At 70.8% G+C, this 16439-nt stretch carries 10 protein-coding genes; 6 read left to right on the top strand and 4 right to left on the bottom strand.

Annotated features, from left to right (window positions below; all coding sequences use genetic code 11):
* Nucleotides 1–1330: 1330 nt before the first annotated feature.
* The gene (locus JKJ07_RS29660) at nucleotides 1331–3001 is read right to left on the bottom strand and encodes an FAD-binding dehydrogenase (RefSeq protein ID WP_202995126.1); all 1671 of its coding nucleotides are present in this window, start codon (nucleotides 2999–3001) and stop codon (nucleotides 1331–1333) included.
* Nucleotides 3002–3035: 34 nt separating this feature from the next.
* The gene (locus tag JKJ07_RS29655) at nucleotides 3036–3620 is read right to left on the bottom strand and encodes a TetR/AcrR family transcriptional regulator (RefSeq protein WP_202995124.1); all 585 of its coding nucleotides are present in this window, start codon (nucleotides 3618–3620) and stop codon (nucleotides 3036–3038) included.
* A 133-nt stretch (nucleotides 3621–3753) separates the two neighbouring features.
* Here JKJ07_RS29655 and JKJ07_RS29650 point away from each other — a divergent pair, with 133 nt between their 5' ends.
* The 6 genes from JKJ07_RS29650 (at nucleotide 3754) to JKJ07_RS29625 (ending at nucleotide 13265) form a co-directional block, all read left to right on the top strand.
* On the top strand, nucleotides 3754–4683 hold the full coding sequence (locus JKJ07_RS29650) for an SDR family oxidoreductase (RefSeq protein ID WP_202995123.1): 930 nt from the start codon (nucleotides 3754–3756) through the stop codon (nucleotides 4681–4683).
* Between the two features lie 142 nt (nucleotides 4684–4825).
* Complete coding sequence (locus JKJ07_RS29645) at nucleotides 4826–6097, top strand: alginate lyase family protein (protein WP_236030058.1); 1272 nt, start codon at nucleotides 4826–4828, stop codon at nucleotides 6095–6097.
* 114 nt (nucleotides 6098–6211) lie between these two features.
* Nucleotides 6212–8350: a pectate lyase-like domain-containing protein gene (locus JKJ07_RS29640; protein WP_438871447.1), complete on the top strand. Its 2139-nt coding sequence runs from the start codon at nucleotides 6212–6214 to the stop codon at nucleotides 8348–8350.
* Nucleotides 8351–8401: 51 nt separating this feature from the next.
* Nucleotides 8402–9832 carry a hypothetical protein gene (locus JKJ07_RS29635; RefSeq protein WP_202995121.1) on the top strand — a complete coding sequence of 477 codons (1431 nt, stop codon included), beginning with the start codon at nucleotides 8402–8404 and terminating at the stop codon, nucleotides 9830–9832.
* Nucleotides 9833–9861: 29 nt separating this feature from the next.
* Nucleotides 9862–10641 carry an FAD binding domain-containing protein gene (locus JKJ07_RS29630; protein ID WP_202995120.1) on the top strand — a complete coding sequence of 260 codons (780 nt, stop codon included), beginning with the start codon at nucleotides 9862–9864 and terminating at the stop codon, nucleotides 10639–10641.
* Nucleotides 10638–13265: a molybdopterin-dependent oxidoreductase gene (locus tag JKJ07_RS29625; protein ID WP_202995119.1), complete on the top strand. Its 2628-nt coding sequence runs from the start codon at nucleotides 10638–10640 to the stop codon at nucleotides 13263–13265. Before JKJ07_RS29630 ends, JKJ07_RS29625 begins: the two co-directional genes overlap by 4 nt.
* Here JKJ07_RS29625 and JKJ07_RS29620 read toward each other — a convergent pair.
* Together JKJ07_RS29620 and JKJ07_RS29615 are read right to left on the bottom strand one after the other, a co-directional pair.
* Complete coding sequence (locus JKJ07_RS29620; protein WP_202995118.1) at nucleotides 13210–15177, bottom strand: ATP-binding protein; 1968 nt, start codon at nucleotides 15175–15177, stop codon at nucleotides 13210–13212. The genes JKJ07_RS29625 and JKJ07_RS29620 overlap by 56 nt on opposite strands.
* Nucleotides 15174–16412: a sensor histidine kinase gene (locus JKJ07_RS29615; protein WP_202995116.1), complete on the bottom strand. Its 1239-nt coding sequence runs from the start codon at nucleotides 16410–16412 to the stop codon at nucleotides 15174–15176. The genes JKJ07_RS29620 and JKJ07_RS29615 overlap by 4 nt, the downstream gene beginning before the upstream one ends.
* Nucleotides 16413–16439 lie beyond the last annotated feature (27 nt).

The raw sequence follows: 16439 nt of genomic DNA, 5'->3' as shown, positions 1-16439 counted from the left end.
GCCCCTCCAGCCCCTCCAGCCCCTCCAGCCCCTCCAGCCCCTCCAGCCCCTCCAGCCCCTCCAGCCCCTCCAGCCCCTCCAGCCCCTCCAGCCCCTCCAGCCCCTCCAGCCCCTCCAGCCCCTCCAGGCGATTGTCTGCGGCGCCTCAAATGGGCGGCCCACTATCGCTGATCAGCGCGGGCTATCATATTTAACGCGCATTCTCGGTGATCCACTGTCGTCGCGTTTTAGGGCCCGTCGTAATTGCTGGAAAGTGGCATGATCGAATGCTGTCGCGGGTATTGGGCGGGGTGGAGAATATAGGCATGGGTCAGATGTCGTTGTTCAGCCGGGGCACTATTGCTGGGATGCGGGATCGGACCAAGAGGCGTAATTATTCGCCGGGTAGTGATGAGTTTCGGCGGGAGCATGAGCGGCGGCGGGCGTGGGGGCTGAAGCGGCGGCATGCGGAGAAGGCGCGGTGGGCTGATCAGCATCCCGAGTTGGTGTGGCCTTCCGGGCGGCCTCCGGCTGTCGGGTCTGCTCGGTGCGATGTGCCCACCCGCCCTCCAGTTGCTCGGCCCTACTGCCCGCCGGCCCGGCCCCACCGCCCACCGGTGCGCCGACGAGTGGAATCTGCTGGCCGGCCGTGGAAGACGCCGCTGGGGGTTTCACTTCCGGTATTGCGGCTTGGTCGCGCTCGTTGCATTTTAATGAGATTGTGTGGTTGCTCTCTGCGGGTGGTTGCGGTGAAACTCGATGCCGTTTTCAACCGTCCGGTGGGTGCAACTCATCATTCTGTGGTCGAGGTTGAAAAAACCTCTCAGCAGCCAAGGTTTCGGACCGCCGCTAGAGGGTGCAAGTCCCGATCGGCAGCCGACCTTTCGACCGCCGTCAGAGGGCGCGAGCCCCAATCAGCAGCCAACCATCCGACCGCCGCCAAAGAACGCGAGCCTCAACCAGCAGCTAACTTCCCGACCGCCGCCAGAGGGCGCGAGCCCCAACCAGCAGCCAACCATCCGACCGCCGCCAAAGGACGCGAGCCCCGATTGGCAGCCGGCATTCGGGCCGAGCCTGGAAGTGCGTGGCGCACAACCAGATGACTTGCCGCTCGGCGAGGTCGAGGTTGCTGGCCTGGGGCGGGCGGTAAACGGGGTCAGAGGGTGCGGGCCAGGTGGCGGCCTGCGTTGCGGCCGCTGTCAGCCAACCATCCGACCGCCGCCAAAGGACGCGAGCCCCGATTGGCAGCCGGCATTCGGGCCGGGCCTGGAAGCGTGTGGCGCACGACCAGAAGACTTGCCGTTCGGCGGGGTCGAGGTTGCTGGCCTGGAGCGGGCGGGCGGTAAAGGGGTCAGAGGGTGCGGGCCAGGTGGCGGCCTGCGTTGCGGCCGCTGTAGAGGCAGCCGCCTAGGAAGGTGCCTTCCAGGGCGTTGTAGCCGTGGACGCCGCCGCCGCCGAAGCCTGCTACCTCGCCTGCTGCGTAGAGGCCGGGGATGGGGGTGCCGTCGGAGGCCAGGGCGCGTGAGTCCAGGTCGGTTTGGATGCCGCCCAGGGTTTTGCGGGTGAGGATGTGCAGTTTGATGCCGATCAGGGGGCCGGCGGCCGGGTCGAGGATGCGGTGGGGGGTGGCGGTGCGGCCGATGCGGTCGCCCAGGTAGCGGCGGGAGTTGCGGATTCCTTGGACCTGGGCGTCCTTGGAATACGGGTTGGCCATTTGGCGGTCCCGCGATTCGATCTGGGTGCGGATGTGGGCCGCGTCCAGCAGGGGCTGGTCGGTCAGCTTGTTCATTCCGGCGATCAGGTCGTCCAGGTTGGAGGCGACCACGAAATCGGCGCCCTTGCGCTTGAAAGCTTCGACCGGGGCGGGGGCGCCCTTGCCGAGCAGGCGTTCGCGTACGAAGGCTTTTTTGTCGCCTGAGGTGATGTCGGGGTTCTGTTCCGAGCCGGAGAGTGCGAACTCCTTCTCGATGATTTTCTGCGTCAGGATGAACCAGGAATGGTCGTACTGGGCGATGTCCGGCGTCGCCCGCAGGTGTTGCAGCGTGCTCATCGTGTCGTATCCGGGCAGGCAGGGCGCGGGCAGGCGCCGGCCGAGGGCGTCGAACCACATCGACGACGGCGCGGGCAGGATGCGGATGCCGTGGCCGGGCCAGATCGGATTCCAGTTCTGGATGCCCTCGTTGTAATGCCACATGCGGTCACGGTTGACGAGCCTCGCGCCGGCGTCCGCCGTGATTTCCAGCATGCGGCCATCCACGTACGCGGGAACTCCGGTAATCATCGAGCGGGGTGGGGTGCCCAGCCGGTCGGGCCAGAATTTGCGGACGAGTTCGTGGTTGCCGCCGATGCCGCCGGACGCGACGACAACCGCCTGCGCCGTGAGGCTGAAATCGCCGTTCTCCTCGCGGTTCGACGGCTCGCCGCGAGCATCGTCGGAAGGCGCCAAAACCTTTCCCCGTACGCCGGTGACCGCGCCGTTCTCGACGATGAGCTCGTCGACGCGGTGGCGATGGTGGAACGTCACGAGCCCACGGGCCGCGGCCTCCTCGATCGACCGTACGAAGGGCGCGACCACACCCGTGCCCGTGCCCCACGTGACGTGGAAGCGCGGCACCGAGTTGCCGTGACCGTCGGCGCGCAGGCTGCCGCGCTCGGCCCAGCCCACGGTCGGCAACCAGCTCAGGCCCAGCGAGGAAAGCCAGGCCCGCTTCTCGCCCGAGGCGAACTCGACGTACGACCGGGCCCACTTGTAGCCCCACGAGTCCTCGTCGTCGAGCCGGTCGAACCCCGCGCTGCCCTGCCAGTCGCTCCAGGCGAGGTCGAACGAGTCGGCGACCCGCATCCGCCGCTGCTCGGGCGTGTCGACGAGGAAGAGCCCGCCGAAGGACCAGTACGCCTGCCCGCCGAGGTTGGCCGCGTTCTCCTGATCGACCAGCGCGACCCGCTTGCCGGCCGAGGTGAGCTCGTGAGCCGCGGCGAGGCCGGCGAGCCCGCCCCCCACAACGATGACGTCTGCGTCCATGGTCCGGCAGGGTACCGGAGATTCCGAGGAAGTTTCAGATTTGAGGGGCGGGCGTCGGCTCGGCGAGCAAAACCCGTTGGGCACGGAACGATTCGCGCATGTGGTTGATCAGGGCGCCGTCGCGGGGATCGGTGACCCAGCCGGCGAAGGCGACCTTGAACGCCGCGATCCCGGACTCCGCGGCCACCGCAGCGGACAGGTCGGCAACCCCGCGCTCGCGCAGGACCTGGGCCAGCGCCTCACCCACCCGGTGGAGTTTGGCCAGTTCGCGCTCCTGCAACGGCGGGTTGGCGTCGATGATGTCCTGCCGCTGACGCGAGAACGCCACCTCGGGGAAGTACGTCGAAGCGGCGTGCTCGAAGGCGGCGGCCACCGCCCCGGCCGGACCGGCGGCATCGAAGGACGCGGCGGTCGTCTCGACCAGCAACTCCTGCAGGCGCTCGGAGCCGGCGAAGAGGACTTCGCGCTTGTCGGCGAAGTGCCGGAAGAACGTGCGCTCGGTCAGGCCGGCGCGTTCGGCGATCTCGGCGACCGTGGTGGCCTCGAAGCCCCGGGACGAATAGAGGTCGAGCGCCGCCTGCCGGAGGCGGGCCTGCGCGTTCGGCTCCCAGCGTCCCATGGCGCCATCCTATCCAACGTCAGTCTCTGACATCACAGCCGCGAAGTGATGACAGGGGCTGACATCCCCGGCTACGGTTATGACAGTCGCTGACATCGTCGCGAACGCGGCGCCGGAAGAGAGAAGGACTGTCATGCGGGTACTCGTCACGGGAGCGTCGGGGTGGATCGGGTCGGCCGTGGTGCCGGAGTTGATTCGGCACGGGCACTCCGTGGTGGGGCTGGCTCGGTCGGACGCGTCGGCGGAGCGGGTTCGGGCGGCGGGGGCGGAGGTGCTGCGGGGTGACCTGGACACGCTGGACGTGATCCGGGAGGGCGCCGCCAGCACGGACGCGACCATTCACCTGGCGTTCGTGCACGACTTCGGGAACATGGCCGAGTCACTGCGTAAGGACCGGGTCGCTATCGACGCGATCGGGCAGGCCCTCAAGGGGTCGGGGCGGGCGTTCGCGATCGCCTCGGGGACGCTCGGGATCCTGCCGCCGGGGCAGATGGCCACCGAGCGGGACCGGCCCGACTTGGCGGCCGCCCATCCGCGGCAGCAGTCGGCGGCCGCCGCGCTCTCCTACGCCGAGAAGGAGGTGCGACCGATCGTCGTCCGACTGGCGCCCACCGTGCACGGGGCCGGGGACTACGGGTTCGTGCCGGCGCTGGTGAACGTGGCCAGGGAGCGGAAGCTGGCCGGGTACGTGGGAGACGGCGCCAACCGGTGGACGGCGGTGCACCGCGACGACGCCGCGACCCTGTTCCGCTTGGCCATCGAGAAGGCGCCCGCCATCGAGAAGGCGCCGGCGATCGAGAAGGCGCCGGCGGCCGCGACGGAGGGGCTTGTTCTGCACGCGGTCGCCGAGGAGGCAGTCTCGGCGCGCACGATCGCGGAGGCCATCGGGCGGGGGCTGGGGGTTCCCACCGGGCCGGCCGCGGCGGAGGAGTTCGGGTGGATCGGGCCGATGTTCGCGATGGACAGCCCGGCGTCTAGCACGATTACGCGTGAGCTGCTCGGCTGGAACCCGAGCGGGCCCACACTCATCGATGACCTTGAGTCCGGACACTACTTCAACTAAGGCCGGAACAAAGAGAGCGCTCTCTTGTTCCGGAACCCTTAAGGGAGACTTAAGTACGTCGATTTGTGCTTGACCGGGGTCTCCCGGGATGGGAACTGTTAACTCACTTTCCGGTTCCCCACCCCCACCCGGGAGATCCCCTATGCGCAAGCGCGTCCTATTGGCGACGTTCACGGCATTAGTCGCGGCGGTCGCCACGTTCGGCGTCCGCCTGACCGCCGACGCCGCCGAAACAAGAACAGCCGGCGAAACAAGAACAGCCGCCGAAACAGGAGCAGCCGGCAAGACAGCGACAACCGGCGAGGCAAAAGCGGCCGGCGAGATCAAAGCGGCCACGTTCACGCACCCCGGCGTGATGATCAGCCGGGCCCAGCTCGACTTCGTCAAGGGCAAGGTCACCGCCGGGGCTCAGCCCTGGGCGAGCGCCTACACCCAGATGCTCAACAGCCGGTACGCGTCCCTGAGCCGTACGCCGGCCCCGCGAGCCACGGTCGAGTGCGGCTCCTACTCGAACCCGAACAACGGCTGCACCGACGAGCGCGAGGACGCCATCGCGGCCTACACCGACGCGCTCATCTGGTACATCGGCGGCAATTCCGCGTACGCGCAAAAGTCGATCGCCCTCATGGACGCGTGGTCGGCCACCATCAAGGCGCACACCAACAGCAACGCCCCGCTGCAGACGGGCTGGGCCGGCTCCGTCTGGCCGCGCGCCGCCGAGATCATCCGGTACACGTATTCCAGTTGGCCCAACCAGGCCCGGTTCGCCACCATGCTGCGCAACGTCTATCTGCCCACGGTGATCGCGGGCAGCAGCAGCAACGGCAACTGGGAACTGTCGATGATGGAGGCCGCGGTCGGCATCTCCGTCTTCCTCGAGGACAGGGCGAGCTACGACCGGGCGATCACGCGTTTCAAGGCCCGCACTGCCGCGTACGTCTATGTGACGGCCGACGGCAGCCAGCCGAAGTATCCGCCGGTCGGCAGCGTCGACACCCGGGCCGAGCTGATCAGCTATTGGCAGGGGCAGAGCACGTTCGTCGACGGCCTCAGCCAGGAGACGTGCCGCGACTTCGTGCACACCGGGTACGGCCTGAGCGCGATCAGCCACGTCGCCGAGACGACCCGGATTCAGGGCGAGGACCTGTGGCCCGAGGTGAGCGAGCGGATGCGGCACGCGCTCGGTTTCCACACCAAGTTCGAGAACGGTACGGCCGTGCCCGCGAACATCTGCGGCGGCTCGGTGGTCAAGGGGCTGGGCCCGGTGTCCGAGGTGGCCTACAACGCCCTCGCGAACCGGCTCGGCATCGCCATGAGCAACAGCAAGACGTACACCGAGTCGCGCCGCCCGCAGGGCACGAACAACTTGTTCGTGGCCTGGGAGACGCTCACCCACGCGAACAATCCGGCCTGAGGAGTGCCCGATATGAAGCGAAAAATCGTGTTTTGGCCGGGTCGGTGGAAAGCGGAAGAGCGGGGCGCGGGAGGCAGAGGGACGGCGACGAGAAGGAGGGTAGCCGCATTCGCGGTGGTGGGGATCGCGGCGGCCGGGCTTGTAGGCGTTGGAGTCACCCAGGCGTACGCCGCGACGACCGGGACCATTACCAGTTCGGCCAACGGCAAGTGTCTTGACGTGACCAACGGCAGCACGGCCAACGGCAACCAGGCCCAGATGTGGACCTGTGCCAGCGGCCCCAACCAGACGTGGACCCTCGGCGACGACGGCTCGCTGCGGGGCCTGGGCAAGTGCCTGGATGTGGCCAACGGCGCGACCACCGACGGCGCTGTCGTGCACCTGTGGGACTGCTACGCCGGCCTGACCAGTCAGCAGTGGACGCTGAACGCGGCCAAGGACCTGGTCAACGTCAAGGCCGGCAAGTGCCTTGACATCAAGGACAACAACCTCGCCGACGGCGCCAAGCTGCAGCTCTGGACGTGCGGCGGCGGCGCGAACCAGAAGTGGACCATGAGCGGCGGCCCGACGACACCTCCGACTACGCCTCCGAACAACCCGAACAATCCGGACCTCGGCCCCAACGTCGCGATCTTCGACCCGTCGATGAGCGCGTCCAGCATTCAGGGCAAGCTCAACAGCGTCTTCAACCAGCAGGTGACCAACCAGTTCGGCACGGCCCGGCAGGCGCTGCTGTTCAAGCCGGGCAACTACAACGTCGACGTCAACGTCGGCTTCTTCACGCAGGTCGCCGGGCTCGGGCTCGTCCCCGATCAGACCAACATCAACGGTCACGTGCACGTCGAGGCCGACTGGTGGCCGGACGGCTCGCAGAACGCGACCCAGAATTTCTGGCGCTCCGCCGAGGGCCTCAGCGTGACCCCGCAGGACGGCCTCGACCGCTGGTCGGTGAGCCAGGCCGCGCCGTACCGCCGGATGCACGTACGGGGGAACTTGGCTCTGAGCGACGGCGGCTGGTCGAGCGGTGGCTTCATCGCCGACTCGAAGATCGACGGGCAGATCCAGTCGGGCAGTCAGCAGCAGTTCCTCACCCGCAACTCGCAGATGGGCAGCTGGAACGGCTCGAACTGGAACCAGGTGTTCGTCGGCTCCCCCGGCGCCCCGGCCCAGAGCTTCCCCAATCCGCCGTTCACCACGATCGGCAGCTCCCCGATCATCGCCGAGAAGCCCTACCTGTACGTCGACTCGGCCGGGGCGTATCAGGTCTTCGTGCCCGCCCTGCGCAGCAACGCGGCCGGCACCACCTGGGCCAACGGCAACCCCGCGGGGACGAGTTTGCCGATCAGCACCTTCTACGTCGTCAAGCCCGGTGACACCGCCTCGACGATCAACGCCGCCCTCACTCAGGGCAAGAACCTGCTGGTCACTCCGGGTGTCTACAACCTGAACCAGACACTCAACGTCACCCGGGCCGGCACGGTGATCCTGGGCCTCGGCCTGGCCACCTTCATTCCGACCGGCGGGGTGAACGCCATGAACATCGCCGACGTGGACGGCGTACGGCTGGCCGGGGTGCTCTTCGACGCGGGCACGACCAACTCGAACACCCTGCTGCAGGTCGGCCCGGCCGGCTCGTCGGCATCCCACGCGGCGAACCCGACCGTGCTGTCCGACGTCTTCGTGCGGGTCGGCGGCTCGATCGCGGGCAAGGCGACCGTCAGCGTCGAGGTCAACAGCGACCACGTGATCGGCGACCACGCCTGGATCTGGCGCGCCGACCACGGCAACGGCGGCACGGTCGGCTGGAACGTCAACACCGGGCGCAACGGGCTGATCGTCAACGGCGACGACGTCACGTTCTACGGCCTGTTCGTCGAGCACTATCAGCAGTATCAGACGATCTGGAACGGCGAGCGCGGCCGCACGTACTTCTATCAGAACGAGATGCCGTACGACCCGCCGAACCAGGCCGCGTGGATGAACGGCTCGACGCGGGGCTGGGCGGCGTACAAGGTGGCCGACGCGGTGAACAGTCACGAGGCGTACGGGCTGGGCAGTTACTGCTTCTTCAACGTCAACCCGGCGGTGGTGGCGCAGCGGGCGTTCGAGGTGCCGGCCAAGCCGGGCGTGCGGTTCCGCGACATGGTCACGGTCTCGCTCGGCGGCACCGGCACGATCGTCAGCGTCATCAACAACACCGGGCAGACGGTGAACAGCGGCCACCAGGTCACCAGCATCGTCAGCGGCCCCTAGAAAGGCCACAAATCGCCCACATCAGCGCGGCCGACGCATGACGATGGAGTCATGCGTTGGCTGATGCGGGTGGACACCGCTGTGCCGGCCGCCGGCCTGGTCACGTTCCTGCTGGTCTTCGGCGTGTTCGGCGGCCCCTCGGACCCGGCCCCGGCCGCGCGCTGGGTCGGGCTCGGGGTGCTGATCGGGCCGGCGCTCATGGTCTACGCGCATCGGGGCGCCGCCGCCTGGGCCGCCGTGCTCGGCGCGGTGCTCTGGACCCCGCTGGCCTCCTCCCCCGGCACGGTCTTCGCCACCTGGGGTTGTGCGGCCGTCGCGATCCTGGTGTCCCGCCTCGACAAGCCGCCCGCGCCGCTGCCCGTCCCCCACCGCCAACCCCCTCCCCCGTACGCCCTCCCGCACGTCGCCGCCCCGGCCGAGGTGGGCGGCTTCGCGCTGTTGCTGGCGGCGGCGGCCGGAGTGGTCTGGGTGGCCGTCGACGACGCGGCCGTCCCCTGGCTGGCCCTGACCATCTGCGCCTTCTCGCTCGGCTGCGCGCTGCTGGCCCGGGCCGTACGCCATCAGGCCGCGCTGCGCCGCCTGTTCACCACGCCGCAGCCCGTGCACGCCGTCCGCGCGGTCGAGCAGGAGGGCTACGTGCACGTCCTGCTGCCCGCGGCGGACGGCCGGACCGCGCAGGAGTTCGCCTTCGACGTGGCCGAGCCCGAACCACGGCACGACGAGGACGACGTGCACACCGAGGCCGCGGTGCTCTACGGCGACCCACGCCCGGGCGCCTGGTGCGTGCTCGAGGTCGGCGACCGGCTGCACGTGCCGGTGGGCCCGGTCGGCGAGGTCATCGAGGTGCCGTACGACGTCGTCGAGGGCCTGCCCCGCGAGATCGAGGACGACGAGGAGCAGTTGGTCGACCCGGAGTCGCTGCGCCCGGCCGACCGCGACGCCGACGCCTTCGTGCCGCGTGAGCACCGGATCAGCCCGCAGCGGGCCTGGATCGCCACGATCGCCATCGGTCTCGGCGGCGCTTTGGCCCTGAGCGAGGTGGCCCACCTGTTCGGCCTGCCCCGGGCGGGGGTGATCGCCGTGGCCGCGGTGGCCGCCGGGGCCGGGTTCGAGTTCGGCTGGCGCTCGCAGCTGCGGCCGCGGCTGCGCTGGCACGCGGGCGGGATCGCGGCGATCGGCTTCCGCGAGCGCAACCGGGAGCCGTGGGCCACCGACAGCGCGATCGTGCACGACGACGAGGGCACGGTGGTGCTGACCGCGGGCGAGGCCGTGCTCAGCGTGCCGGTGCCCGCGCCCTGGCCGTCGCGCTCGCACCAGCGCACGGCCGACCAGCTCGTGGCCGCGCTGCGCGACACCCGGATCCGGGCCCTCGCGCTGAGCCCGCTGCCCCCACCACCCGAGCTCGAGGTCCCGCGTCGGCCGTTGCTGCTGTTCGCGCTGTGGGCGGCCACGGTGGCGGCGACAATGCTGATCGTCAACTGACCGAAACAGGACGCGCGTAGCGTACGGACGTGGACCTGAACACCGTGGCCGAAGTGATCAGCCCAGCTCACGTGGGGCAGTGGCGCCCGGGTGACGCCTGGCTGGGCGGCGGCACGGCGCTGTTCGGCGAGCCCCGGCCGCACGTCACCCGGCTGCTCGATCTGGCCGCCGCCGGCTGGCCCGCGCTGACCGTGCGCGACGACGGGGTCGAGGTCGCCGCCACCTGCACGATCGCCGAGCTGGCGGCCAGCGGCTACGACATCGCCGAGCGGTGCTGCCACGCGTTCCTGGCCTCCTTCAAGATCTGGAACGTGGCGACCGTCGGCGGCAACCTGTGCGCCGCGCTGCCGGCCGGGCCGATGATCGCGCTCGGGGCCGCGCTCGACGGCACGGTCCTGCTGCAGGGCCCGGAGGGCGAGCGCACGGTGCCGGTGGCCGAGTTCGTGACCGGCGAGGGCACGACCGTGCTGCGCGAGGGCGAGCTGCTGCGCTCGATGCTGCTGCCCGCCTCGTCGCTGGGAGCCGTCACGGCGTACCGGCAAGGGTCTTTGCACGCCCACGGCCGCTCGGGGGTGCTCGTGATCGGGCGCCGGGACGCGGACGGCACGACGACGCTGACCGTGACCGCGGCGACCAGACGCCCGTACGTGCTGCGGTTCCCCGAGCCGCCGAGCGCCGAGCTGGTGTCGGTGGCGCTGACCGAGCGGATCCCCGAGGACGCCTACGTCGACGACGTGCACGGGCTGCCGGCCTGGCGCCGCCACCTGACCCGGCTCTACGCGGAGCAGATCCGGGCGGAGCTGGCATGAGGATCAACGGCGCCGAGCACGACCGCGCGCCCCGCCCGGGCCAGTGCCTGCGCACCTATCTGCGCGAGGAGGGGGCGTACGGGGTCAAGAAGGGTTGTGACACCGGGGACTGCGGGGCGTGCACGGTGCACGTCGACGGCCGGCCCGTGCATTCCTGTGTCTATCCCGCTTTCCGCGCGGCCGGGCGCAGCATCACGACGATCGAGGGGCTGGCCGCGGGCGACGAGCTGCATCCGGTGCAGCAGCGGTTTCTCGACGCGCAGGGCTTCCAGTGCGGGTTCTGCACGGCCGGCTTGATCATGACGACCGCGGCCCTGACCGACGATCAGCGGGCCGATCTTCCCCGTGCCTTCAAGGGCAACCTCTGCCGCTGTACGGGGTATCGCGCGATCGCCGACGCGGTGGCCGGGGTGGTCAACGTGGCCGAGCCGGTCGCCGGGCAGGCGGTCGGCGCGAGCCTGGGTGCCCCGGCCGGTCCGCAGGTGGTCACCGGCACCGCCCGCTACACCTTCGACCTGGACGTGCCGGGCGTGCGGCATCTCAAGGTGCTGCGCTCGCCGCACCCCCATGCCCGGATCCTTTCCGTACGCACGGAGAACGCGCTCGCCGTGCCCGGCGTCGAGCTGGTGCTGACCCACGCCGACGCCCCCGCGGCCCGGTTCTCGACCGCGCAGCACGAGCACGCGGCGGAGGATCCGTGGGACACCCGGGTGCTCGACGACGTGGTGCGCTTCGCCGGGCAACGGGTGGCCGCGGTCGTCGCCACCAGCGAGGCCGCCGCCGAGGCGGGCGTGCGCGCGCTCGAGGTCGACTACGAGGTGCTGCCGGCCGTGCTCACGCCCGAGGCGGCCCTGGCCGGGGACGCCCCGCGGCTGCACGCCGGGGCCGAGCGCAACGTCGTCGCCGAGCTGCACGCCGACCTGGGTAATCCCGAGGCCGGGTTCGCCGCGGCCGACGAGGTCTACGAGGAGACGTTCCGGACCCCGCGCGTGCAGCACGCGAGCCTGGAGACGCACGGCGCGGTCGGGTGGCTCGACGACGACGGCCGGCTCGTCGTGCGCACCAGCACGCAGACGCCGTTCCTGACCCGGCGGGCCCTGGCCAAGCTCTACGACCTGCCCGAGGAGCGGGTGCGGGTGGTCGCGGGCCGGGTCGGGGGCGGGTTCGGCGGCAAGCAGGAGATGCTGGTCGAGGATCTGGTCGCGCTGGCCGTGCTGCGGTTACGGAAACCGGTGCGGCACGAATACACGCGGGCCGAGCAGTTCACGTCGGCCACCACCCGGCATCCGTTCACGGTGACGGTCAAGGCAGGGGCGCGCGCCGACGGCACCCTGACCGCGCTCCAGCTCGACGTGGTGTCGGACACCGGGGCGTACGGGAATCACGGGCCCGCGGTCATGTTCCACGGCTGCCACGAGTCGATCGCCGTCTACCGCTGTCCGAACATGCGCACCGACGCCCGCTGCGTCTACACGAACACGGTTCCCGCCGGGGCGTTCCGGGGGTACGGGCTGGGGCAGGTCTCGTTCGCGGTCGAGTCGGCGCTGGACGAGCTGGCCCGGCGGCTCGGCGTCGACCCGATCGTGCTGCGCGAGCGCAACATCGTGCGCGCGGGTGATCACTTGACCGCCCCCGGCGACCATGCCGACGACCTGACCATTGCCTCGTACGGGCTCGATCAGTGCCTCGGCCATGTGCGGGCGGCCGCGGCCGGACCGTCCGAGCCGGCGCCGCCCGGGTGGCTGACCGGGGACGGCATGGCGGTGACGATGATCGCGGCCGGGCCGCCCGGCGGGCACTACGCCGACGCGACGGTCACGCTGCTGCCCGACGGCCGGTTCGAGATCGCGGTCGGCACGGCCGAGTTCGGCAACGGCAGCACCACCGTGCACGCCCAGATCGCCGCGGACGCGCTCGGCACGACGACAGACCGGATCACCGTACGGCAGTCCGACACCGACGTGGTGCGGCATGACACCGGGGCGTTCGCGTCGACCGGGGTCGTGGTGGCGGGCAAGGCGGTGCTGCACGCCGCACGGGGCCTGCAATCACTGCTGCGGGCGGAGGCCGGGGGCGCCGACCTGAGCGAGGCGCTGCTCAAGGAGCTCGCGGCGCGGGCGGCCGAGCCGTTGCGCGCCGAGGGGCACTGGGGCGGCAGCCCGCGGTCGGTGGCGTTCAACGCGCAGTGGTTCCGGGTGGCGGTCGATCCGCAGACGGGCGAGCTGCGGATCCTGCGCAGCGTGCACAGCGCCGACGCGGGCACGGTGATGAACCCGCTGCAGTGCCGCGGCCAGATCGAGGGCGGGGTGGCCCAGGCGCTGGGGGCGGCGCTGGCCGAGCACGTCGACATCGGGCCGGACGGGCAGGTCACCACGGCCGGGTTCCGGCAGTATCACCTGCCCACGTTCGCGGACGTGCCGCGTACGGAGGTGCTGTTCGCCGACACCGACGACGCGATCGGGCCGCTGGGCGCGAAGTCGATGAGCGAGAGCCCGTTCAACCCAGTCGCCCCCGCGCTGGCCAACGCGGTGCGCGACGCCACCGGCGTACGGCTGACCGAGCTGCCCTTCACCCGCGACCGGATCTGGACGGCATTGCGGCGATCCGGGGCAACGCCATCGTGAACGTGCTGCCCCGGCCCAGCTCGGAGTGGGCGGTGACGGTGCCGCCGTGGTCGTTGACGATGTTGCGCACGATGGCCAGACCCAGCCCGTTGCCCTGCACGGCCTGATCCATCGCGTTGGCCGCCCGGTGGAACGGGGTGAACAGGCCGGGCACGTCGTCGGCCGGGATGCCGATGCCGGTGTCGGTCACCGTCACCACGGCGCGGTCGCCGGCGCAGGTCAGCCGGCACTCCAGATGCCCGCCGGGCGCGGTGAACTTGACGGCGTTGTCGAGCAGGTTGCGCACGGCACGTTCCAGCTGCGCCGAGTCGCCGCGCACCCAGGCCGGCTCGGTCGACAGCTCGCACTCGAGATCCTTGGCCCGGGCGGCGGTTCCCAGCGTGCCGTGCACCTCGCCGACCAGGCGGGCCAGGTCGACCGGCACCGCCTCGGAGTCGCCGATCCGCTCGTTGGAGCGGTCGAGCAGCAGCAGGTCGGCCACCGTGGCCTCGAGCCGGTGCGCGTTGCGCAGGATCGCCTCGACGCCGCGCTTCTGCACCAGCGACAGGCCGATCACGTGCTCCTCGTCCTCGACGAGCATCTCGCTGTAGCCGAGGATGCTGGTCAGCGGCGTCCGCAGCTCGTGGGTGACGGTGGCCACGAAGACGTCCTTCTGCTCGTCGAGCACCCGCAGCTCGTTTATCAGGCGGGCCTGCCGCAGCCGCAGCCGTTCCTGGTGGGCGGCATGGTCGATCTCGCGGCCGAGCCCGATCAGCAGCCGCCGCTCCTCCTCCGACCAGGCCGGCCGGTCCGGGCGGATCAGGCAGATCATCCCGGGCGGGCAGCCGGCGTCGCCGCTGAGCGGGATGACCAGCCCGCCGGGCAGCCCCGCGGGCCGCAGCGAGCCGCCGGGCGCGCAGGAGCGGGCCTGCTCGGCGATCGACGGGTCGAGCGGTTCGGCGTCGCGCGGCCAGGTCGTCTCGATCGGGACGCCGGCCTGGATGGTGATCCGGCTGTGCACCGCCTCGGCGCCCAGCGTGGTGCCGATCATCTCGGCGATCCGCCACGCCATGTCCAGCGGCTCGCCGTCCTCCTGCAGCTGCACGGTGACCGCCTGGCGCAGCTCGCTGCGGGCCACCCGGGCCCGCTCGGCGCTGATCAGCTGCTCGGTGCGGGCGGCCAGGTCGTTGAGGGTGCCGACGACGGCGCGCAGCTCGCCCGGGCCGGCCGGGGTGGCCCGGGCGGAGAGGTCGCCGTCGGCCAGCCGGCGCAGGGTGAGCCGGATGTGCTCGAGCGGCACGAGCAGGTGCCGCTGGTGCAGCAGGGCCAGGCCCAGCCCGGCCGCCACGACCAGGGCGGCCAGGCCCGCGAAGAGCAGGGTGGAATACGTGGCCACGGCGCGCTCGTCGTCGCCGACGCGCCGCTCGAAGCTCTCGACCGCGGCGAAGACGTCGGCGTTGGCCGTCCGGAGCCGGTCGAACAGGTCCTTGCCGCGAGCCGCGCGCCCGGCGTCGGTGTCGGGCTCCCCGGCGTTGACGATCGGGATGGCGTAGCCGTAGAGCCAGCCCTCGGCGGCCTGCCGCTCGGCCAGCAGCAGCCGCGCGGTCTCGGCGTCCAGCGGGTCCCCGGCCAGCCGGTCCATCGCGCTGAAGGCACCGGCCCGCCCGCTGGTGTAGGGCTCGAGGAACGCCGGGTCGCCGGTGAGCTGGAAGCCGCGGATGCCGGTCTCGGCGTCGGTCATGTATTGCAGCACCGCGCGGTTGTCGTCCCGGGCCACGTCGATCCGCGTGGCGTGGGACTCCTGCTGTTCGCGTTCCCGCTCGCTCACCACGAAGTGCGCGACGATCAGGGCCAGGAAGAGCAGCAGGAGGACGGCGAACCCGCCGGCCACCCGGTATTTCAGCCTGGTGAAGGCGAACCGCTCGAAGATCATGACGGGGACTTCTCGATCGGCAGCGTGAAGCTCACCGTCGTGCCGCCGCCGGGGGTCTCGGCCGCGACGATGTGGCCGCCGTGCCGTTCGACGATGCGGTGGCAGGTCGACAGGCCGACGCCGTGGCCCTGGCCCGCGGCCGGGTCGACCTGGGTGAACATCTCGAAGACGCGGTCGCGCTGGGCCTTGGGGATGCCGATCCCGTTGTCGGCAACCGAGATCCGCCACCGTTCGCCGTCGCGGCGGGCCGCCACCTCGACGCGGGCGGGCCGGTCGGCGCGGCGGTACTTGAGCGCGTTGCCCAGCAGGTTTTGCAGCAGCTGGCGGATCAGGGTCGGATCGGCCTCGATCACCGGCAGGTCCGGCGGCACCGTCACGGTCGCGCCCTTGACGTCGCCGCGCAGGTCGGTGAGGGCCTGCTCGACCAGTTCGCCCAGCTTGGCCGGCTCGGGCCGGAAAGGCGCGTGCCCGGCCCGCGCATAGCTGAGCAGCGACGTGATCAGGCGCTGCATCCGGCCCACGGCCCGGGTCGAGGCGCCGATCCAGCGGGCCGACTCGGGGTCGTTGCGGGCGACCCGCTCCTCGATCAGCTCCAGGTAGCCGTTGACCACGGTCAGCGGGGCGGCCAGATCGTGGCTGACCACTCCGGCGAACTGCTCCAGCTCATGATTGGACCGGCGCAGCTCGGCCACCGCGACCTCGAGCTGATCGTGCTGCTCGCGCACCTCGGCCGCCAGGACGGCGTTGACCCGGGCCTGCCGGCGCCGCTCGAACAGGGCCAGGATGACCTCGGCCAGGTCCTTGAGGCGGTCGATCTGCTCGGCGGTCAGCTCGTGGCGCTCGGTGTGGAAGACGCAGAGCGAGCCCAACGCGTACCCCTGCGGGGTGACCAGCGGCGCCGAGAAGTAGAACCGGACCTTGCCCAGCAGTCCGGTCACCCAGGGGTTGAAGGTGAACGCCAGGTCGAGGCCGGCGTCCGGCAGATACGTGACCTCGCCCGACTCGAACCGCACGGCGCACATCGAGTCGGAACGCTTGGTGTCGGCGCCCTCGAAGCCGTGAGTGGTGAGCTGACACTGCCGGTTCTCGTCGATCAGGTTGAGCGTCGCGTTCGGCACACCCGCCACCACCGCCGCCACCCGCACCACGGCCTCCAGTTCGTCACCCGCGGGCGTGTCGAGCAGCTCGTACTCGTGCAGGGCGGCCAGGCGTCGCTGCTCGTGGGCGGCGGTCACACGGTTAATGTCGGCAGGAAACCTCCC

Source organism: Paractinoplanes lichenicola (assembly GCF_016785085.1).
GTDB classification, from domain to species: domain Bacteria; phylum Actinomycetota; class Actinomycetes; order Mycobacteriales; family Micromonosporaceae; genus Actinoplanes; species Actinoplanes lichenicola.
This window is presented reverse-complemented; position numbering and strand designations above follow the sequence as displayed.

Bases quoted from the DNA above. Each gene is read 5' to 3' on its own strand.
- JKJ07_RS29625 (WP_202995119.1), top strand. From the start codon at position 10,638: ATGAGGATCAACGGCGCCGAGCACGACCGCGCGCCCCGCCCGGGCCAG.
- JKJ07_RS29660 (WP_202995126.1), bottom strand. From the start codon at position 3,001: ATGGACGCAGACGTCATCGTTGTGGGGGGCGGGCTCGCCGGCCTCGCC.
- JKJ07_RS29620 (WP_202995118.1), bottom strand. From the start codon at position 15,177: ATGATCTTCGAGCGGTTCGCCTTCACCAGGCTGAAATACCGGGTGGCC.
- JKJ07_RS29650 (WP_202995123.1), top strand. From the start codon at position 3,754: ATGCGGGTACTCGTCACGGGAGCGTCGGGGTGGATCGGGTCGGCCGTG.
- JKJ07_RS29645 (WP_236030058.1), top strand. From the start codon at position 4,826: ATGCGCAAGCGCGTCCTATTGGCGACGTTCACGGCATTAGTCGCGGCG.
- JKJ07_RS29655 (WP_202995124.1), bottom strand. From the start codon at position 3,620: ATGGGACGCTGGGAGCCGAACGCGCAGGCCCGCCTCCGGCAGGCGGCG.
- JKJ07_RS29635 (WP_202995121.1), top strand. From the start codon at position 8,402: ATGCGTTGGCTGATGCGGGTGGACACCGCTGTGCCGGCCGCCGGCCTG.